Raw genomic sequence first — 19,870 nt, 5'->3', positions numbered from 1 at the left:
TCGTATGGGGCGAATTGTTGACAAAATCACCATTCAATCTCCTCTTAAAATCAATCAAATTCATTAATTTCACCTTATCGCAACTGAAAAAAAAATATTTACCCTAACGCAGCTGACCACCTCGCTAGAAAACTTTGTTTTAAAGCATTTTGGTTCAGTGAATTATTGGGTGGTAGCCGAAATTGCAAAGGCGAACGAAAAAAACGGACACCATTATTTGGAGTTAGTAGATACGGTCGATAATCGAACTTCGGCATTAATGACGGCTACCATTTGGGCGGGGACTTATAAAAATATAAGGGCGAATATAGGGAATGATGTTGCTGAAATTTTAAAGCCTGGAAATAAGGTTTTATTTTCTATGCGCATTGAGTTTCACAAGGTATACGGTCTAAAATTAAATGTGGTGGATGTCGACCCAGCGTATTCTTATGGCGAGGTGGAACGCAGAAAACAAGCGACCATTGAACGTTTGAAAACCGAAGGTTTATTCGACTTGCAAAAAGCCTTGTATTTACCGGTCATTGCCAAAAGAATTGCTTTAATTGGTTCTCCGGGCACTGCAGGTCACCGCGATTTTAGGAGTAAGTTGGAATCGAATGCTATTTATACCAATTTCACCATCAAAGAATTTGCCACTTCGGTACAAGGCGATAAGGCGGCAAAAGAATTGATAGAGGCGTTGAAGGAAGCGCAAACTTATGATGTAGATGCCATTGTGATACTGCGGGGTGGCGGGAGCAAGATGGATTTGAATGTTTTCAACGATTATGAATTGAGTAAGCATATTTGTTTGAGTAAAATACCAGTCATCACCGGTATTGGTCACGAGCATGATGAGGTAGTTTCCGATTTGGTTTGTCGAAAAATGTGCATTACACCTACCGCAGCGGCAGAGTTCTTATACATTCAAATCGGTACCTTTTCCGCTCAGTTAAGACAAGGCTTTGATGCCGTTTTGAATCATTCTCGAGAGATGGTGGCAGGATTGAAAGATGAGTTTAATTATTTGCAAAAGTATTTAATACACCATAGCAACCAATTGTTGTTAGAATATCAATGGGAGTTAAATGCAGAAGCCCATAAAATTCAAAAAAACTTTATTCAATTGGTCCAATCCGAAAAGTCGGATTTAGATTTAAAATTAGATAAAGTAAAATCTCAGAGTATCCATAAAATTCAAATTTCACTAAGTTCCGATTTACCCAACCAACTAGAGCGTTTAAAATTGGGAAGTGAAAATGTATTGTCGCAACGCAGTACCCAATTGAATGGGTTAAATGATTTATTAAAAATGTTAGATCCGGAAAGGCTATTGGACGTTGGTTATAGTATTTCTACCATTGATGGGGTAGATGTCAGTGAAATGACAGGAGATTTATTGGGTAAAACCATGCAGACTACCACATCTTTAGGTGTGCTGACCAGTGAGATTAAAACGATTAAAAAGGATTAAAATGAAATTAGAAAAGGATTTAAAATACGAAGAGGCCTTAGAGAGACTGCAAGAAATTGTATCGCTTTTAGAACGCAAAGAAATTAAAATTGACGACTTGGCGGATAAGGTAAAAGAAGCGAAAACCTTAGTCGAATTTTGTCGAGAAAAACTAGACAGAACAGAAACGGAAATCAATAAGATCATTGAGCCAAGTGAAGGTTAGTTTTATTAATACTGGCTATTTTCCCATAGTATCTAAAAATCATTTCCGCTACTGATACAAGTCATTTCACTACCGTTTACTTTAGGGTAATTTAGGGTTATAAAAATTCAAAAAATGAGCACAACGGCATCAAATCAATCTTCAAATACCATGCACGCATGGTCGAGTAACGTTTGGGTACAATTGTTAAAGTTTAAAGCAAGCAATGATCAGAAAAGTTTTAATAACTTAATGCTGGATGCTATGCCAGAATTGGAAAAATATGTGGCGAGTCGTCTGCGATTGGCGCACCATAGAGAGACTTTGCCAGATGGCAAATATGAGGTGAGTGATTTTACCAATGCATTGTTTGTGGCAGCATACGATAATTTTTCGAAATTTAATTCGGCAAGAGATTTTACAAATTGGTTGTATATAAAAATAGATGAATTAATTGAAGACCAAGTTGCAGAGGAAGATTATGATGATTTTTTCTTTCGTGATTTTGGTAATTATTCAAAAAAAGAATGGACGGAATTGGAACAAAAAGTGGCTGCCGCGGATAAAACAGGAAAAGTGACTTTGAATGGCAATACAACAGCAATTTCAGATTCAGGTAAAAAAGTATTGGCGGCTATTTTTAAGTCGGACAATGAACGGCAACATCTAGAAACCATTCGGAATCAAATAGCGGAAAAAGAAATTAATTCTCACCTGGATGTAGTGATGAAACACTTGCCAAAAGAATCGGCCTTGGCCTTAAATTTAGCACATGATCAAGGCGTAGCACCACAAGATGTGGCGGTGATTCAGAAAAAAAGTGAAGGGGAAGTAAAAGCCGATTTAAAAAAATCTAAAACCAGTATTCTCGATAGTTTTGTGGAGAGATATAGGGATATCGTTTTTTAAAATATTGTAAATACCAATATCAAAAAGTATTTTGTTTTGACATATAATATGTCATGTTTTACTATCTTCTCACCAACTTTAAATATTATGCATACTACCACTTTTAATGTAGCATCCATTCCCAGCCAAAAAGGAAAAATTGCTATTGTTACTGGCGCCAATACTGGTTTAGGCTTTCAAACGTCATTGACGTTTGCGAAAAAGGAAATCAAAGTAATAATGGCTTGCAGAAATGAGCAGAAAGCAAAAGCGGCCATGGCCAAAATTAAAAAAGAAGTGCCCCATGCGAAATTGGAGTTTATTGCCATAGATTTAATGGATTTGTCTTCGGTACGTAAATTTGCAGCTACCTTTTTAAAAGAATATCAACGTTTAGACCTACTGATTAATAATGCAGGTATCATGATTCCTCCCTTTCAAAAAACCAAGGACGGATTTGAAAGTCAAATGGGGGTAAATTATTTGAGTCATTTCTTACTTACCGGCTTATTAATGGAGGTGCTGAATAATACCCCTAATGCTCGGGTGGTAACTTTAAGCAGTAAGGCACATGAAACTGGGGTTATTGATTTTGATAACTTGAATAGTGAAAAATCATATTCCAAATTTGTAGCTTACGGGCAAAGTAAATTGGCTTGTTTATTATTTACACAAGAATTGAATAGGCGATTAAAAAAGGCCCATAAAAGCACCATTTCTGTTGGGGCTCATCCAGGTGTTTCCACTACGGATTTGGGCAGACATATTCCTAAAATACCCTATTATTTACTCATGCCTATTTTTGTTTTCATGACGCATAAACCGGCAAAGGGCGCTTTGCCTACAATTATGGCCGCACTGGACAATGAGGTGCAAGGGGGAGATTATTTTGGTCCAATTGGTTTTAAAGAAATGAAAGGTCCTCCAGCCAAAGTGATGGCAAAACCAAGGGCGTACGACAAAGAAGTGGCTGCTAAATTATGGACCGTCTCCGAAGAATTGACGCACTTTAAATTTGACATATAAGTATATTAAATTAGAAAGTAACAGGGCGTTAATGCGCGGTTGTTTTTACCCTAAGATTTACCAAGGAAGAAGGTTTCGTATGGACTACTTTTTCTACCCCTTAGCGTCTGGTTGCTATCGGTAAAACGAGTTATTGTTTAGCTGAAAATTCCTTTTTTCTTTTTTTGAATAAATAAATCATCAATCGTATTCGCATCCCAGTCTTCTTCATCTAATGCCGAGTCGCCCGTTAATTGTTGGTAGATGGTGGTAATAAAAACCATTTCGGAAGCAGAAACAATACTTTGAATAAAAAAAACAATTAATATACCAACGGTGATGCCGAGTACGGGGTGCACTAAAAACAACAAAAAGCCAATAGGAATGGCAAATAATAACATCCCTAAAAAGCTTAAAATGCCAAAGCTAAAAGTAGCACCAATCGATTCTCCCCATTTTTCTTTCATGATTTTACCCGATTTTTTTAATGCTTCTACCGGTCCCACGTTTTCGTAAGCCAATACAGGTACTACAAAAAAGGTAGCGATTGACCATACAATACCAATTATACTGGCAATAATCCCACCTACTGTTCCAGAATTTTCTTGAATAGCCTTAATGATTAGTCCAACCGTAGCAGACAAAGTGGCCCAACCGAGAATAGCTGGAATTCTAGTCATACTAAATTGTACACCTGCTTTAAAAGTTGGCTTTTCTCCTTGTAAATACATGCGGGTACAGTGTACCAAACCGACATTGAAAAAGACAATTACAAAATAAGAAATCAAATAAGTAATAAAGGCAAATACGTAGTCGATTAAAGATCCTTCTTGTACCATTTCAGGGTAGTCGTATCCCCACTTGGCATAGGCTAAGCCCATAAAACTGCCAATTACGAATAGTAGAAATAAAGTGGAAATGATGGGGAATAAAACAAGTTGTTTATTTTTCTTAATCACCTTTAAGCTCGCTATTCCTAATCGCCAACCTTTACCTATTCGACTAAATAATCCCATATTTTTAAATCTTTAATGCAGGACAATTTAAGAATAATTTTGTAAAAATGGAGGTTGGCGCATAGCTGTTTCCATTAATTTCTATCAGAGGAATGGAAAGTGAAAAACAAATTCCAAAAATCGAGCATCTAGGAACACAGTGTTCAGTATTTAAAAATAATAATTAGGATTTAATAATTTTCAGAAGGGTAGGAAATACGAGTAACAATAAAGGAAGAGCAAAAATTAACCCACCAATAACTGTAATGGCAAGGGGTTGATGCAATTGTGCTCCTGCGCCTATACCTAATGCTAAAGGAATTAAAGCTGTTATGGCCGCAAAAGCAGTCATTAATTTGGGTCTTAATCTGGCTGCAATCGAAAATTCAATTTTTTCTATATGCGTGAATTCATTTGGACAATCCAAATATTGTTGATACGTAAATATTGCATTTTCACCGATTATTCCAACAATCATAATAATTCCCATATAACTGCCTACGTTCAGGGCGGTATGGGTAATGTATAAACTAAATAAACAGCCAGCAATTCCCAATAAAGAAAGACAGAGGATACTTAGTGCAATTTTAATTTTTTTAAATAAAAATAAGATAACAATAAATACGAGTAAAAATGCGGAAATGAGAATGGTTAACAATTCTTTAAATGCTTGTTGTTGTTGTTGGTATTCTCCTCCATATTCAATATGATAACCAGTAGGTAAATTTAGTTGGTTTTGTATATTTTTCCGCAATTCATTTAGTGTAGAACCCAAATCACGGTTATTGAGTCTTGCAGTAATTACACCCATTGATTTTTGATTTTCTCTATTCATTTGAGCAACTCCCTTTTTTAGAACAATATTGGCTAGGGTTGTCAACGGAACTAAGGCCCCACTTGGAGTTAGCACATTGCTGTTTTTTAGTGTTTCAATGCTTGTTTTAGTTGCATTTGGATAAATCATACGAATATTAATAATGCGCTCTTGATCAATCATATTACTTACAATTACACCTTTAATTTGTGTTTGAATTATCATTTGAAAATCTGCAGGTGTCATATTCATTTGTGCAAGCTTTTGTACATTTGGTTGAATGGTTAATTCCGGCCCTGCGATTATTATTCCGTCATTTACATCTGCTGTTCCAGCTGTTTTTCTAGTGACTTGGGCAATTTTTTGAGACAATTCATGTATTTTTTCAATGTCATCCCCATATAATTTTATTTCTATGGGTTGAACAGAGCTCATTAAGTCACCTAACATATCACCAATTACCTGACCAAAATCCACGGTTAGTTGAGGAACAACGGCTTCTATTTTTGTTCTTATTTCAGCTGCAACTTCCTCTGTGGTTTTCTTTCTGTTTGCATTTAGTTTAATCAAAAAATCACCTCTGTTTGGTTCCGTGATAAAAAAACCCATTTGTGTTCCCAGTCGTGAAGAATATGCTGCTACTTCTGGTTGATGATCGAGAATATTATTTACAATGGAAAGCATCCTATCTGTTTCTTTTAAACTGGTACCTGGATCGCTATTAAAGTCTAATACAATACTTCCTTCATCCATTTCTGGCAAAAAACCAGAAGGTAATTTTGAAGGGATTATAATGAGTATTACTATACAAATTAGTACGAATGATAGACCCAAAATTGGTCTGTTTAATATTTGATGTATCCATGTTGTACGCGCAGGTTTTATTTTCACTACTGCTTTAATTTTAGTTTTAGAAAAAAGGAGATACAATACCGGGACAATTATCCAGCTAATAAAAAATGAAGCTGTTAAAGCAATTATCATTGTAAAAGCCATGACTTGAAAATAAGCCCCTGCTACTCCTGTCATTAATACAAAAGGAATAAATATGACCAAAGTACTGAGTGACGAACCCACCATAGCAGGAAACAAATGCGAAATGGCATTCACAATACACCAAGTCATGCTTTTGTCGGGATGTTCTTCTTTTATTTTATGAATTTGTTCAATTACTATAACAACATCATCAATCATTAAGCCTATTGCTGCGGCTATTGCACCAAGGGTCATAATATTAAGGGTGTAACCAAAATACTGCAATATAATTAGGGTAAGGGATAAGGTGATTGGAATGGTAAATAACACAACCATACTGGCATTAAAAGCTCTTAAAAATAAAACGACTATTACTAAGGCCAATGCCAAACCAATCCACAATACATCTTCAATACTTTTAATGCTGTTTTTGACAAAATCAGCTTGTTGGTAAAATGGAACTAAACGGACACCCTTGGGTAAAATGAAACTTAATGCAGCTACTTTTTTTTCTATAATTGTATTTACATCCATTAAGTTGGCATTTGGTTGCTTTATGATTGCAATAAGGGGTACATTTTTTCCGTTTGCGACAACACTTACATAGGATTTGGCTTCAGCAAGTTGAATGTTTGCTACGTCCTTTAATCGTATTAAACGTGCTGCTGTATTTATAATTACTAAGTCTTCTAAGTCATTTATTTTATTTACTGCATTGTCTATTATTGTTAAATAAAGTCGATCATAATCTGCTATATATCCGGTAGATTGTAGTAAGTTAGAATTAACGATTGCATTTTGAATCTGTGGTAAGGTTACCCCCAAGGCGTTAATAATATCAGGCTTAAGCACCACCTGATATTCCTTTTCTTTACCGCCAATGACTGCGATACTGGAAACTCCTTTACTGCTTGATAAGTAAGGTTTAACAGTGTATTGTGCTATTTTTTTTAATTCAACTTGCGACAAGTTTCCTTCTAAGGAATACCCCATGATGGGTAGAATAGAAGGATTCATTTTTTGGACAGAAATGGCTGTGTTGGGTAATAAATTCCCTTGGGCTTGGTTAATAAAAGATTCTATTTGAGCCTTTGCAGTATTGATGTCAACATCCCAACTTAGAAATACGGAAATTTCGCAACTACCCCTAGAAGTAGTGCTTCGAATGTTCTCGAGTCCTTCGGTTGCACGTACTATATTTTCAAGTGGAATGGTCACTGAAGCCATCATTTTGTCAACGGGCTGCTGTCCTGCATCCGCAATAATTTTAATTTTAGGGAAAGTGATATCGGGAAATAAGCCAGTTTTTAAATTTTTGTAGGTAAAAACACCACCAATGAGCAACAATAATGCTATAATTAAAAGAGGTTGTTTATAACGGGTTTGAAAATTTTTCATCTTACTTAATTTTTACAAAAGTTGAATCTTGTAATTGGTAACTCCCCTTTGTAATTACTTTGTCGCCAAGGGAAATTAATTGTGAGCTGATTTCAACGAGACTGTCATTTTGAATTAAAATATTTACAGGTGTTTTAACAGCTAAGGTGTCGGCAATTAATTTCATGACCCAAAAATTTGACAGTAATTCATTTGTTTGAATGGCATTGCGGGGTACCACTAGGGCATTTTTATTTTCCTTTAAAATAAAGCGAATGTTAACCTTTAGGTTTTCAGGGAGGTTTTCATTGGGAAGGGCTATTAAAAAAGCTTGTGCTTGAGCAATAGGGTCGATTGTGGGAAGTTCACCCGAAATTTTTGCTTGAATGGTATTTTTAGTCGGCAATTGGATTTCACAAACTGTTCCTATTTGAATAAAATCATGGTATTGAAAAGGGATGTTTACTTGAATGATTAACGAACTGGGTTGAGAAATGGTAGCCAAAACATCTCCTTCTGAAACGTAATCGTTTTTGTTCACATTTAAAAGGGTGACAATTCCATTTTCATTAGTTTTTACATTGCTAGCTTCCAATGTTTGCTTAAATGTGGTGTCTATTTTAGAAAAGGTTTTTAATGCATCTTGTTCTTTTGTTCTTATACTAGCAAAGGGTTGATTTTTATAAGTTTTGTCACCTAAATTGAAATTTATTTTAGAAACAAATCCCGTAATATTTGCCCTTATGATTTCCTTTTTGGTGTATTTGCTAATTCCGTTAAAGGTAATGTATTCTTGCATGTCCGTTTTTGTAACCATTGCATGTTCAACTGGTATGGCTATAATTTGAGCACTATCCATTTCAATTTTTTCTGAACATTGAGCGAAAGTGATTACATTCAATACTGCGAATACATAAAATTTTTTAGTTGTTTTTTTCATTACCAGTTGATATAATTAAATTGGCTATACAATAACCAAAGGTTTGTTTGAATCTGTATTTTCAAAAATTGAGTTTGTCTAAAGTCTCTTGAAATGTTTAAAAAATCAACAATTGAAACTTGTCCTTTTGTCAGTTTAATTTGATACAGGTTGCGTATTTTCTGCTGAATAACTAATTGTGCATCTAAGGCCTCAATGTTTTTTTTTGTTTGATCAATTTGATTTTGTAGACTATTTAAGTTGTTGTTTAATTTTATTTTATCGCTCTTTTTAGCTCTCATTAAGTTTTCTTGATAGAGGTGTTGTTGTTGGCTGAAAATATTTTTCTGTCCCCCATCATAAATGGGGATCGATAATCGTATTCCTCCACTTATCCCAAAATGATGATTAATATGTTTAATGTCGGCCGAATTCACCCCTGTATTGGCATATAAATTCAATTGAGGTTTGTACTGATTGTTAAATACGTGAGTGTTAGCCTCAATTAAAAGTGAATCATTTTTGTACTTCTCATCCAGATATAGGGTGTCTTTTATTGAATTCAATGGTATAATCGGCGTGACTAAATAGGTTGAGTCAGCATATGCTAAATTGCTTAAATTGTATAGTTGGTTGAGGGCATTGTTAAAGTTCGCTTTAATTTGTAACCTTGCCGTTTGTTTGGATGATTGTTCTAATTGAAGCAGTAATAAATCACTTTCTTGAACAATTCCTTTTTGCGTTAAAATTTCTACTAAATCAATTCTTTTTTGTATTTCAAGTAATTCATTGCTTAAAAATTCATCCTGCATCTGAATTTGGTATGCAAGAATATAGCTATCTGTAATTTGCTTTTCTAAGTTGTGTTGAACGAGTTTGTGATTCAGTTTGTCACCGCCTATTTGCAAGTAGTTTTGAAACTGTAAATTTTCTACCAATCTATTGTTTAATAAATTTTTTGTGATATTTAATTGGGTACTATATAAGCCACCATTGGATACGTTAATATCATAGCCTACTGCAGTTTGGTCTGGAGAATTGCTGATAGAAATTAGTTGTTCTTTATTGTTAAAGTAGGGCGAAAAATAGAGATCAGAGGTAAAACTTACTGTACTGGCCTTGTTTTGAACATCAATTAATTTTGATTGAATTTCCTTTATTTTAATTAAATTTTTAATTTCACTAATAGCAGGACTATTCCACTTCGATTTTACAATAAAGTCATTTAGTGTGCTTTGCGACAGTGAATTCACTGTATAAAGCATGAATAGGAGTATAATTACGATACTTTTCATACGTATTTTTTGTAAAATTACGTTTGAGAACTGTTTTTTTTCTGTACAAATGAATACAGGGTATAAATTGAATAGGACATTCATTAAAATTCGTGCTTTGTATCACATTCTTACTCGAATAAAATCGTATTATTTCGACTTAAAATGTTAATAAAAACAAGTATTTTTGAATTTCACAGCTTTTTGATTCAATATTGAGGTAGTTGCATTTTATACCTTTGTTAAGGTTATTTTAAAAGAAGGCCCATCAGTGGATACTTGAATAGTTAAATTGGAGAGTACTGCAATTTTTTTAACTATTGATAATCCTAACCCTGTTGAATTATTGCTGTCATTTCCTTTTTTAAACCGATCAAAAATCAAGTCTGCTGATAAAGTTGAATGAGATTGATTGGTGATAAAAAAAGAAGTACTTGTAATTTTAATTTCAATTAGCGTTTCGGGAATCGAATGTTTGATGGCGTTTGAAAGGAGATTTGAAAGAAGGATGTTGGCCAAAAATGGGTCTGTATCAAATATAAAATCACTTTTATTGATGGTATGAATAGCTAATTTTTTTTCAGCAATAAGAGGCATTAATTCGTCTATTTTTTCTGAAAATAAAGTGTTGATAATGACATTTGTTTTGGCAGTAAATTGATTGTTATCAAGTTTGGCGAGTAAGAGTAGTTTTTTATTCAATTTTGATAACCGTTGTACTGATTGATAACAGGTATATAATTTTTTATATGTTTTTGTTGTATGTTCTTCTTGCAATACCTCGTCAAGATGAATGGATATGATAGACAGTGGTGTTTGAATTTCATGAGAGGCATTTTCTGTAAATTCCCTGAGCGTTTTAAAGTCTTTTTGTAGTTTATTGGTAAGCGTAATTAATGCCTTTTTAAGGTCTTGAAATTCTTCAATCTTTGAATCAATTAATACCAACTCTTGGGGAGCATTTAAGGAAAATGAATTTAATTTGTCAAGGTTGTAATAAAAAGGTTGCCAAAGTTTTAATGTCAATTTGTTGTTTAAAAATAATAAAAAACCAAAGACAAGAAGCATAATAAAACCCATTGTAATTCCAATTGCAATCAAAAAGTCCTTATTTTCAATAATTGAATGTCTTACTTTTATGAGGTACCAATTTCCATTTATTTGTTTGGTTGACGTTAATTCTCTATAAGGTTCATTTTCATTTTCTACGGGATCGTAAATCAAAACATTTTTTATTTCTGGTTCAGCTTTAATTGGATTGTCAAGTTTGTAAACTTCAATAATAGGAGCAAGGGAAATAATTTCAGGATTTGTTCTTAATTTTTCGATAATCCTTAACTCATCAACTTTTAATTTTTCATCAACCTCTTCAGAGAAAAAATTTTTCAATGAAAAAAAGAGTAGGAAGCAAGCTATTGGCAGTACAATTAAAATAGTGAAAATATAATTTTGATTTGTTTTTGTTATCAACTTCATACATTACAATATTTATAACCGATTCCATGCACTGTATTTAAGTAATCGGTTCCACCCATAGCCAGAATTTTTTTTCTTAGGTTTTTAATATGCGTATATATAAAATCATAATTTTCAATAAAATCAAGATCCTCTCCCCACAAATGTTCAGCAATTGATTCTTTAGTAAGAATGCGATTTGTATTATTGATAAAATATAACAATAGCATAAATTCTTTTTTAGTCAATACAAGTAATTCACGGTTAATATAAGCCTGCTTTTCAGTCAGACTGATATTTATTTCATTAAAATGAATAACATCAGCACCTTTAAAAATTTTACGCCTAACCAGTGCTTTAATTCTTGAATTGAGTTCAGCCAAATGAAACGGTTTGGTAAGGTAGTCATCCGCACCTAAATCAAGTCCTTTAATTTTATCATCCAATGAATTTTTAGCAGAAAGTATAAGTATTCCAGCGTTTTCTTGTGTTTTTTTTATAGTAGGTAGTATGTCAATACCATTTCCGTCAGGCAAAGTGATATCTAAAATTATTACATCAAATTGATGAGATACCAACCGGTCTTCGGCTTCAAATTTATTTTGAGCGATAATGACCAGTTCTCCCATTTTTTTAAAATAATTGGCAATTATGGTACTCAAATCATTTTCATCTTCAATTAGCAATAATTTCATAAAACGAATTTAATCCTTATTTCTGAAAATTTTCTGTACTTGAGAAATTTACAACTATTATTTTTAAGTATGAATTCTATATGCATATAGCCATTGGCTAATCTTCAATAGGGTTTGAATTCATGCTCGTTTTTGGCATATATTTGCGTTTTAATGTTGACAATACTAATTGCTAAGCTGATGAATGGGTTTGGTAAGGAATTGGATTAGATAACGACCAGTAAGAAACATAAAACCTAAAGCATGGAAAATACCCTTTTAATTACAGGAGCCAGTAGTGGCATAGGACGAGAATTTGCGCATATTCATGCCGAAAATGGTGGGGATATCGTAATTGTTGCCAGAAGAGAAGAATTGCTGCTTACCTTGAAAAGTGAATTGGAAGAAAAAGAGGTTAAAGTTAAAGTCATAGTGAAAGATTTAACGGAACCAGATGCCGTTAAATCTATTTATGAGGAGTTAAAAGCAGAAGGCATACAAATTGATTTTTTGATAAACAATGCGGGCTTTGGGTTACGCGGAAACTTTGTGGAATTGCCTTGGGAGCAACAACATCAAATGATGCAATTAAACATGATTGCTTTGTCGGAAATGACTTATTTATTTGTAAATGATTTTGTAAAAAGGAACAAGGGAAAAATATTGAACGTTTCTTCCACTGCTTCCCTAATGCCTGGTCCGTTGCAAGCGGTATATTTTGCCAGTAAAGCGTATGTTGCTTTTTTAAACAATGCTTTGGCCGAAGAATTAAGAAATACCAAGATAACAGTTACCAACCTAATGCCTGGTGCTACGGAATCGGAATTTGCCAAAACTTCGGGTATGGATAAAACAGCTTTATTCCGTAAAACTTCTACAGCAAGATCAGTAGCAGAAGCAGGTTATGAAGGGATGCTAAAAGGAAAACTAGATGTAATTGCTGGCGTAAGTTTTAGTCAAAAAATACTATTTAAAATGATACCTTTGTTGCCGAAGAAGATGTTATTAAAACAGATTAGAAAAATGCAAGAGGTATAATTTATGAAAGTCATTACAACACTTATTATTTGCTTATTTATTAGTACACAAGTTAAAGCGCAATCCGAAGAAGCCATGGTAGAAAGTCAACAAAAAGAAACGGTATTTTATAAAAAGAAAATGGTCCCAAAAGGAGAGGTCTTTGTCGAGGAAGCACCAGTCTTTTTTACCCAGTCTATTCTTATTCATGCACCTGTAGAAAAAATATGGGATATTATAGACGATACCCCTAATTTTACCAAATGGTTTCCAGGGTTATTAATGGGGAAAATGGTAGACCCTTCCAATAAAGGATTGGGGGCAAGACGAATTGCCGAGACCAAGAATTTTAATTATTACGAAGAGGTAATTGCCTACGAAAAATACAAAAAGTGGGGCTTTACCATGATTGAATCCAATTCAGGTGCTTTTAAAAGTATTACTGAAATGTTGTATTTTAAAGCCGTTGATGCCAATACTACCGAAGTAATTTACAAGGGCGGTTATGAGCCAAAAGGGATCTTTAAATTAATGAAAGGAATCATAGCCAAAAATGTAATTAAAGCATGGGATGCGGCTTTGGTCAGTTTAAAGGAATATGCTGAAGGATAAATCCGACCTTTGTCTCTATAGTGCCGAGCGCATGAATTACGGTTTATTTAATCCACAAGGATAGCATTCACTAGCGTTGTCTTGCGTTTCTACGAAAGGTTGAAATAAGGGAAAGGGATATCGTATGCTGTCAAGTATTAGGTTCTAGAAAAAATGGTACGTTGGGTTTCCCACAATAATTCTCCCTCTTTATTAAGGTCGGCTTTGTATTCATTTAAACGCCATTGTAAAATGGTAAATCGCATGGCCCCCATAAAAATTACCGCCAATTGATCCGCTTTGATGTCTTTTCTAATCGAACCGTCAGCTTGTCCCAATTCGATAATACTTTTCACTTTCTTTTTCTTATTCGTCATGATGTTCAATACCGCTTTGGACAATATTTCTTCATGCTGAAAACTGGTTTCTGCAAAAATGACCATTACAATAGCGGGGTGTTTAGAAAAATGTTCAAACTGAAATTCTATGATGCTTTTCAGTTTTTCAATCCCGGAATGCTCTTCTACAATCAGGTCTTGCATTTTGTATTTTAATCCCAGCCCATAATAGTCGAGTACAGAATAAAGAATGGCGGTTTTATTTTTAAAATGACGGTAAAGTGCCGGCTCTGAAAAGTTCATTTTTTCAGCCAAAGCTTTTGTCGTTAATTGCTGAATACCTCCTTCATCTATCAAAGTAGTAGCTGCATTAATTATTTCTATTTGGCGCTTGGTGTAATCCATGTTGTAAAGTTAAAAGAGAACCACTTATTTAGGCTACTTTTTTTATTGTTTTATTTTTATTCAAGCTTTCTTTTATACGGTCCACGACATAATATACTACGGGAACCAAGTATACGGTAAGGATTAAGGAAGAGGTGACGCCACCAATAATAACCCAGGCCAATCCGTTTTTCCATTCACTTGCTGTACCTTGTGCCAAGGCTATGGGTAGCATACCCACAATCATGGAAATACTGGTCATTAAAATGGGACGTAATCGACCTTTTCCTGCCACTATTAAAGCATCTTTATAATACATACCTTGGGCTTTCAATTGATTGGTGAAATCGACAATTAAAATGGCATTTTTAACCACTAGTCCCATCAACATGATCATGCCTAAAAGGGCAAATAAACTCAAATTACTTTGGGAGAGATTTAAGGCCAGTAAGGCACCAATTACCGCTACAGGAATGGAAAATAAAACCACAAAAGGGTAAATAAAACTATCATACAAAGCCACCATGATGAGGTAGATGAGAATAAAAGAGATGAGTAACACTGTACCTAATGCACCAAAACTATCATTTTGCCGCTTAATATCACTTCCCCAGGTCATTTGCATGCCTTCTGGCAAAGGGTTTTCTTGCAAGTAAGCCAAAACATCATCTGCTACGCTACCAGAGGGGCGACCCAGGGCATCAGCGGTTAAAGTAACCGCAGGTTGACGGTCCTTTCTTTCCAACAGGGATGGCGACTCTTCTTGTATGACTTGGGCAAATTGAGAAACTTGAATAGGAATTCCCTTTGGGTTAATGATGGTCATGTTTTTTAAGTCTTCTACGGTATTTCTATTGGCTTCATCAAAATAGATTCTAATCGGATATTCCGTCCCTGCTTCCGTAAATACTGCCCCGTCATTTCCAGTCAAAGCATTGCGAATACTCATGCCAACATAAGCACTACTTAAACCAAGTTTCTGCATCCATATCCTATCTGGAATAATGCGGTATTCTGGGGCGCCATTTTCTACAGAAAGTTGCACATTGTCTGCTCCAGGAATAACTTGAATAATATTTTTTAGTTGCTTGGCATAAATTTGGACATCTTCAAAACTGGAGCTACTAATGGTTAGTTCAATAGGGGCCGAACGAGGGATGAGACCAAGTGCTGCCATGGAAAAATTAATGCCAGGATACTTTTTTTGTAACGCCACCCGCAAGTCTTGCATAAATGTTTCTGTAGGTTGGTTATCCCTTGCTGTTTTTGGTTTCAATTGCACGGTAAACTCAGTCTTGTTTGCCGACCCAACTCCTAGACTACCAATACCCGTACTTGGACCACCAACATTCGTAAATACCGTCAAGACATCTGGTTGGTTTAATAGGTAATTTTCTATTTGATAAGCAACAAGGTTGTTTTGTTTTAATGCGGTGGTTTTATCAAATTCTAAGGAAAAACGAAACTTACCTTGGTCACCTGTGGCAATAAGCTCTTTTCCAATAATATCTTGTTTGAAAGTGATTGCTGTTAAAGCGAATAAGGCTATAATAATTCCGGTGAATATTAATTTATGACTTAACACCCATTTTAATTGTTTGGCATATCCGTTGGTGAATCCATCCAATTGTTTTTCAAACCAAATTAAAAATTTATTAAAGAAATTAGTGGGTTTTAATGCTTCTTGCTTACCAATTCTAGAAGCCATCCATGGGGTTAAAGTAAAACCGACGAGTAAGCTGGTAAGGGTAGAGGTGATAACGACCACGGAAAACTGCTTGAGCATATCGGCTACAAAAACTTGGAGAAATAATATGGGAAGAAAAACCACAATATCAACTAAGGTGATGGATAAGGCAGAGAAACCAATTTCCATTCTACCATCCATGGCTGCAGTGCGTTTGTCTTTCCCCATGTCTAAATGACGTTGAATGTTTTCGAGTACTACCGTGGCATCATCTACCAAAATTCCAATAATCAGGGACATGGCCAAAAGGGTCATTAAGTTTAAAGTATATCCTAACAGCCACATTACTGCAAATGCAGTGACGAGTGAGGTTGGAATAGCAACCAAAACGATCAATGAGTTTCTAAAACTTCTTAAAAATAATAGCATTACCAGAGATACCAGTAATACCGCCATAATTAAATCTACTACTACCGAGTTTACGGCTGCAATCGTATTATCGGTACTGTCGTCCGCCACTGTAAACTCAACATTGGCCGCTTTATTTTGGTCCGCTATCCATTGTAGCTTTTCTTTTACTTGGGTCGATACATCTACAGCATTAGCGTCTCCTTGTTTTTTTAGTAAAATTCCAATACCGTTTTTACCATTGTACCGACTGATGGAAGAGATTTCTTTAATGCCATCTTTTACAACTGCTAAATCTTTTACGTAGACAGAAATGTTAGGTGGGAATATGGCAACTTGAATATTTTCAATGTCTTTAATATTGCGATATTTCGAAGTGAATTTTACGGAATTGGTTTGGGTATTGGTTTCCAATTTGCCGGCAGGAATATCCATGCCTGATCTATTGATGGCTTCCACTACCTGTGTCATTGGAATTTTATAATAACGCAGTTTGGATTCATCCATCAATACTTGCACTTCTCGCTGCTCTCCACCTAAGATTGTTAACTCCGCAACTCCTTTTATTTGCTGTATTTGAGGTAGGTATTCGTCTTGCATTTTTTGATAAAATACGCTAGCCTCCAAGTTACTTGTAGCACTAATCGACATGATGGGGAGGTCGTTTGGCGACACTTTACTCATTAATGGGCTAAGGACATCATCCGGTAAATCTTTTTGAATATTATCGATATACCGTTGGGCATCTTGCATGGTTTTGTCCAAGTCGGTTCCGTATGCTAGATTGGCAATAATAACCGACGCATTTGGTAAGGATTTGGTCACTAAATAATCTACCCCTTCTAAGTTCGACAGAGCGTCTTCAATTTTTCGGGAGACTGAGGTTTCAACTTCTTGTGGTTCTGCTCCAGGATACATGGTTTTAATCACCACAACTGGTTGGTTAAAGTCGGGCATTAATTCGTAACTCAAGTTTTTAAAACCTATATACCCCATTAGAATAAAAACACTAAAAATGACGATTATGAGGGAGGGTCTTTTAATGGATATTTCAGTAATATTCATGACTAATAAATTAAAGGTTCACTTGTACGTTTGCGTTGTCGTCTATATTGATAAAGCCTCCTGTGATAATGGTGTCGCCAACAGCAACCTCACCTGTAAAGGAGATAAAATTGCCATTTCTTGCCGTAATTACAATGGGGGTTCTGATGGCTTGTCTATTTTTTACCACATAAATGGTCGGGTTTAATTCGGAGCCAATAATGGCTGTAGCTGAAATACGCAAGGCATCTTGGTTGGTGTTTTCTGGTGTAAATGAAATTTCACCAATCATATTTGGTTTAATAAAATCGGTTGTTTCTACGCTAAATTCCACTTTAAAACTATTGCCTAATCCTCCTTTACTGCTCACTTGGCGTAATTCTCCAGGACAGGTTTTTTTTGCGCTTGTTTGAATGTGGTAAATATTGTTTTTGGTGAAATAGTTTATTTCCTCTTCTGGAACATGGATGGTAAATTTTAAAGCCTGTAGATTGATAATTTCAAAAAGCGGAATGGCAGGAGAAGCAAAGCCTCCTTTTTCACAAAATTTCATGGAGATAACCCCGTCAAATGGTGCTTTTAAGGTTGTTTTTGAAAGTTGCTCTAAAATTGTATTTTGTTCCGCCGCTAAAGTCTCTAGCATGTTTTGCGTTTTTTCTAAATTTATGGCTGGAACGGCATCTGAAGCAGTAAGGTTTTTAAAGCGTGCTTCGTCTTTTTTTACGCCTGCTATTTTACTTTTTAAAACTGCCAATTGTAGCTTTAACATGGCGTCATCTATTTTTAATAAAGCCTGCCCTTTTTTTACTTGCTGTCCTTCTTTTACATAAATGGCAATTATTTTACCTTGTAAATCGGCACTTAATTTAACTTCTTCAATGGCTTCAAATAGTCCCGTATACGATTTGGTTTCGGTTTGACTTTTTTTAGAAACAATTTGTCCAAATACCGGAATGTACGCTTCCTTGTCGTAGTGGTAAATTCTACTTTTTGCTTCGGTTTTGTTTGCTGCTAATTTTACAACTACTAAGGCAAACAACCCAATAATGATGAGTATGCTGATGATTCTTTTCATTTTATTTATTATTTGGAATATTATTTGTTAACTTTTTTAAAGAAAGGTCTGCCGCAAGAAATTGGGCTATGCTTTGTACGTAATTTTGTTGCTGTTGCACCCATTCATTTTGTGCCAATAATAGATCATTGACAGCGGTTACGCCTTGTTCGTGTTTTTTTACCTCTTGTGCATAAATAGTCGCTGCTAAATTCATTTGCGCTTCATTTAAAGCTACATTTTGAAAGGCGTTATTCATGGTCAATACCGCATTTTTAATTGCCAAATCCATTTGGTCATTTACAGCTTCTTCTTTGAGTTTTAAGTTTTCTAGCCATAATGCATCTTGACCAATTTTTTTGTTGGTTGCATTGCCATTAAATATCGGGTAAGCAACACGAAGTCCAACGTAACCAATTGGATAAAAGTTTAAAAATGAATTCGGGTCTTGATTATAGCCATATCCTTGTGTGCCATAAGTAGCAAAAAAACCAACGTCAGGTAGGTATTTCGACCGTTTTAAAGTTTGTAGGTCAAGGTTGATTAATTCCGTTTGTAGTTTTAATAAGGCAATGTCTTTATTTTGCTTGGATTCGTAAGTGTTTATAGCTACCATTAATAGATGGTCTTCTACTGTAATGGCATTTGTACTCTGGGTGTAAAGCTGCAAGGCATTGTATAATTGTTGAAGATTCGTTTCTAAATGACTTTTATTCAAAGTGAGTGTCGCAATTTTTAAGGTAATCTTTTGAATGTCGCTTTGATTGGCCATCTTTTCTAAAGCCAATTGCTTTACTGTTTCTTGTATCTTCTTGGTGTTTTCAAGGATGGAGTCTATAAAGTGTAATTGACTATGCAGTAATTGTGCATTTCGATAGATGGTGCTTACTTCAAAATAAATTTCTTCGTAGCTTTTTGCCGTTTCAATGGATGCCATTTTGTTGCGGATAGCTAATTTTTCAATATTCCCCATTAATTCGTTGGAATATATAGGCCCTTGTAGTAAAGCATTGACATTAATGTTGTGTGGTACACCAAACTGTGCCTCTTTAAATTGTCCTTCTGGTCCGCCAAATATTGAAAGGGGCATTAATTGATAAGGTAAAGCTAAATAGTATTTGTATTCGCCTTGAATACTTAATTTAGGTATTAGATTAGCCTTGACTTCTTGTTGTTTTAAAGCTGTTATTTTTTGATTGTTGTTTGCCGTTTTAATTTTTGTGCTATTGGTATAAGCACTATCAATACACTGTTGTAATGTCCATGGTTGCGCGTGGACATTAAAAGTGATAAATAAAAATAGAACGTTAGTAATCGCTAACTTTTTCATG

At 34.9% G+C, this 19,870-nt stretch carries 16 protein-coding genes; 6 read left to right on the top strand and 10 right to left on the bottom strand.

Going from position 1 to position 19,870, the window contains the following annotated elements; translation table 11 throughout:
* Positions 1-76 precede the first annotated feature (76 nt).
* From xseA to DNU06_RS05805, 4 genes are all read left to right on the top strand, one after another.
* Complete coding sequence (xseA, locus tag DNU06_RS05820; RefSeq protein ID WP_111062286.1) at positions 77-1,456, top strand: exodeoxyribonuclease VII large subunit; 1,380 nt, start codon at positions 77-79, stop codon at positions 1,454-1,456.
* Between the two features lies 1 nt (position 1,457).
* Positions 1,458-1,661: an exodeoxyribonuclease VII small subunit gene (gene xseB, locus DNU06_RS05815; protein WP_111062285.1), complete on the top strand. Its 204-nt coding sequence runs from the start codon at positions 1,458-1,460 to the stop codon at positions 1,659-1,661.
* 114 nt (positions 1,662-1,775) lie between these two features.
* The gene (locus DNU06_RS05810; protein ID WP_111062284.1) at positions 1,776-2,549 is read left to right on the top strand and encodes a hypothetical protein; all 774 of its coding nucleotides are present in this window, start codon (positions 1,776-1,778) and stop codon (positions 2,547-2,549) included.
* 87 nt (positions 2,550-2,636) lie between these two features.
* Positions 2,637-3,554 (top strand): oxidoreductase, encoded by a 918-nt coding sequence (locus DNU06_RS05805; protein WP_111062283.1) that lies wholly within the window; start codon positions 2,637-2,639, stop codon positions 3,552-3,554.
* 137 nt (positions 3,555-3,691) lie between these two features.
* Here DNU06_RS05805 and DNU06_RS05800 read toward each other — a convergent pair whose 3' ends face one another.
* The 6 genes from DNU06_RS05800 to DNU06_RS05775 form a co-directional block, all read right to left on the bottom strand.
* The gene (locus tag DNU06_RS05800) at positions 3,692-4,549 is read right to left on the bottom strand and encodes a DUF6159 family protein (RefSeq protein ID WP_111062282.1); all 858 of its coding nucleotides are present in this window, start codon (positions 4,547-4,549) and stop codon (positions 3,692-3,694) included.
* Positions 4,550-4,712: 163 nt separating this feature from the next.
* Positions 4,713-7,715 carry an efflux RND transporter permease subunit gene (locus DNU06_RS05795; RefSeq protein WP_111062281.1) on the bottom strand — a complete coding sequence of 1,001 codons (3,003 nt, stop codon included), beginning with the start codon at positions 7,713-7,715 and terminating at the stop codon, positions 4,713-4,715.
* Between the two features lies 1 nt (position 7,716).
* Complete coding sequence (locus tag DNU06_RS05790; RefSeq protein ID WP_111062280.1) at positions 7,717-8,634, bottom strand: efflux RND transporter periplasmic adaptor subunit; 918 nt, start codon at positions 8,632-8,634, stop codon at positions 7,717-7,719.
* Positions 8,634-9,908, bottom strand: coding sequence for a TolC family protein (locus DNU06_RS05785; RefSeq protein ID WP_158526830.1), 1,275 nt, complete (start codon positions 9,906-9,908; stop codon positions 8,634-8,636). The genes DNU06_RS05790 and DNU06_RS05785 overlap by 1 nt, the downstream gene beginning before the upstream one ends.
* A 210-nt stretch (positions 9,909-10,118) precedes the next feature.
* Positions 10,119-11,363 carry a sensor histidine kinase gene (locus DNU06_RS05780; RefSeq protein WP_111062278.1) on the bottom strand — a complete coding sequence of 415 codons (1,245 nt, stop codon included), beginning with the start codon at positions 11,361-11,363 and terminating at the stop codon, positions 10,119-10,121.
* Complete coding sequence (locus DNU06_RS05775; protein WP_111062277.1) at positions 11,360-12,037, bottom strand: response regulator transcription factor; 678 nt, start codon at positions 12,035-12,037, stop codon at positions 11,360-11,362. Before DNU06_RS05775 ends, DNU06_RS05780 begins: the two co-directional genes overlap by 4 nt.
* Before the next feature lie 243 nt (positions 12,038-12,280).
* On the opposite strand from DNU06_RS05775, the gene DNU06_RS05770 reads away from it, so the two are divergent.
* The gene (locus tag DNU06_RS05770) at positions 12,281-13,054 is read left to right on the top strand and encodes an SDR family NAD(P)-dependent oxidoreductase (protein WP_111062276.1); all 774 of its coding nucleotides are present in this window, start codon (positions 12,281-12,283) and stop codon (positions 13,052-13,054) included.
* Between the two features lie 3 nt (positions 13,055-13,057).
* Complete coding sequence (locus DNU06_RS05765; RefSeq protein WP_111062275.1) at positions 13,058-13,645, top strand: SRPBCC family protein; 588 nt, start codon at positions 13,058-13,060, stop codon at positions 13,643-13,645.
* Positions 13,646-13,782: 137 nt separating this feature from the next.
* On the opposite strand, the gene DNU06_RS05760 is transcribed toward DNU06_RS05765, so the two are convergent.
* Genes DNU06_RS05760 through DNU06_RS05745 form a run of 4 tightly spaced genes read right to left on the bottom strand, consistent with a single transcriptional unit; the run spans position 13,783 to position 19,869 of the window.
* A complete protein-coding gene (locus tag DNU06_RS05760) occupies positions 13,783-14,367 on the bottom strand; it encodes a TetR/AcrR family transcriptional regulator (RefSeq protein ID WP_111062274.1) in 585 nt (194 codons plus the stop codon).
* A gap of 28 nt (positions 14,368-14,395) precedes the next feature.
* Positions 14,396-17,506 (bottom strand): efflux RND transporter permease subunit, encoded by a 3,111-nt coding sequence (locus DNU06_RS05755; RefSeq protein WP_111062273.1) that lies wholly within the window; start codon positions 17,504-17,506, stop codon positions 14,396-14,398.
* Positions 17,507-17,516: 10 nt separating this feature from the next.
* Positions 17,517-18,560 carry an efflux RND transporter periplasmic adaptor subunit gene (locus DNU06_RS05750; protein WP_111062272.1) on the bottom strand — a complete coding sequence of 348 codons (1,044 nt, stop codon included), beginning with the start codon at positions 18,558-18,560 and terminating at the stop codon, positions 17,517-17,519.
* A gap of 1 nt (position 18,561) precedes the next feature.
* Positions 18,562-19,869, bottom strand: a complete 1,308-nt coding sequence (locus DNU06_RS05745) for a TolC family protein (RefSeq protein WP_158526829.1) — start codon at positions 19,867-19,869, stop codon at positions 18,562-18,564.
* Position 19,870: the final 1 nt, after the last annotated feature.

This window comes from Putridiphycobacter roseus (genome assembly GCF_003234935.1).
Lineage (GTDB): Bacteria > Bacteroidota > Bacteroidia > Flavobacteriales_D > Crocinitomicaceae > Putridiphycobacter > Putridiphycobacter roseus.
Note: the sequence above shows the minus strand (reverse complement) of the source record. Positions and strands in the feature narration are given on the sequence as shown.

Coding starts and splice junctions, on each gene's coding strand:
- DNU06_RS05780 (WP_111062278.1), bottom strand. CDS start 11,363: ATGAAGTTGATAACAAAAACAAATCAAAATTATATTTTCACTATTTTA.
- DNU06_RS05770 (WP_111062276.1), top strand. CDS start 12,281: ATGGAAAATACCCTTTTAATTACAGGAGCCAGTAGTGGCATAGGACGA.
- DNU06_RS05800 (WP_111062282.1), bottom strand. CDS start 4,549: ATGGGATTATTTAGTCGAATAGGTAAAGGTTGGCGATTAGGAATAGCG.
- DNU06_RS05765 (WP_111062275.1), top strand. CDS start 13,058: ATGAAAGTCATTACAACACTTATTATTTGCTTATTTATTAGTACACAA.
- DNU06_RS05790 (WP_111062280.1), bottom strand. CDS start 8,634: ATGAAAAAAACAACTAAAAAATTTTATGTATTCGCAGTATTGAATGTA.
- DNU06_RS05755 (WP_111062273.1), bottom strand. CDS start 17,506: ATGAATATTACTGAAATATCCATTAAAAGACCCTCCCTCATAATCGTC.
- DNU06_RS05750 (WP_111062272.1), bottom strand. CDS start 18,560: ATGAAAAGAATCATCAGCATACTCATCATTATTGGGTTGTTTGCCTTA.
- DNU06_RS05745 (WP_158526829.1), bottom strand. CDS start 19,869: ATGAAAAAGTTAGCGATTACTAACGTTCTATTTTTATTTATCACTTTT.
- DNU06_RS05775 (WP_111062277.1), bottom strand. CDS start 12,037: ATGAAATTATTGCTAATTGAAGATGAAAATGATTTGAGTACCATAATT.
- DNU06_RS05810 (WP_111062284.1), top strand. CDS start 1,776: ATGAGCACAACGGCATCAAATCAATCTTCAAATACCATGCACGCATGG.
- DNU06_RS05805 (WP_111062283.1), top strand. CDS start 2,637: ATGCATACTACCACTTTTAATGTAGCATCCATTCCCAGCCAAAAAGGA.
- xseB (WP_111062285.1), top strand. CDS start 1,458: ATGAAATTAGAAAAGGATTTAAAATACGAAGAGGCCTTAGAGAGACTG.
- DNU06_RS05760 (WP_111062274.1), bottom strand. CDS start 14,367: ATGGATTACACCAAGCGCCAAATAGAAATAATTAATGCAGCTACTACT.
- DNU06_RS05785 (WP_158526830.1), bottom strand. CDS start 9,908: ATGAAAAGTATCGTAATTATACTCCTATTCATGCTTTATACAGTGAAT.
- DNU06_RS05795 (WP_111062281.1), bottom strand. CDS start 7,715: ATGAAAAATTTTCAAACCCGTTATAAACAACCTCTTTTAATTATAGCA.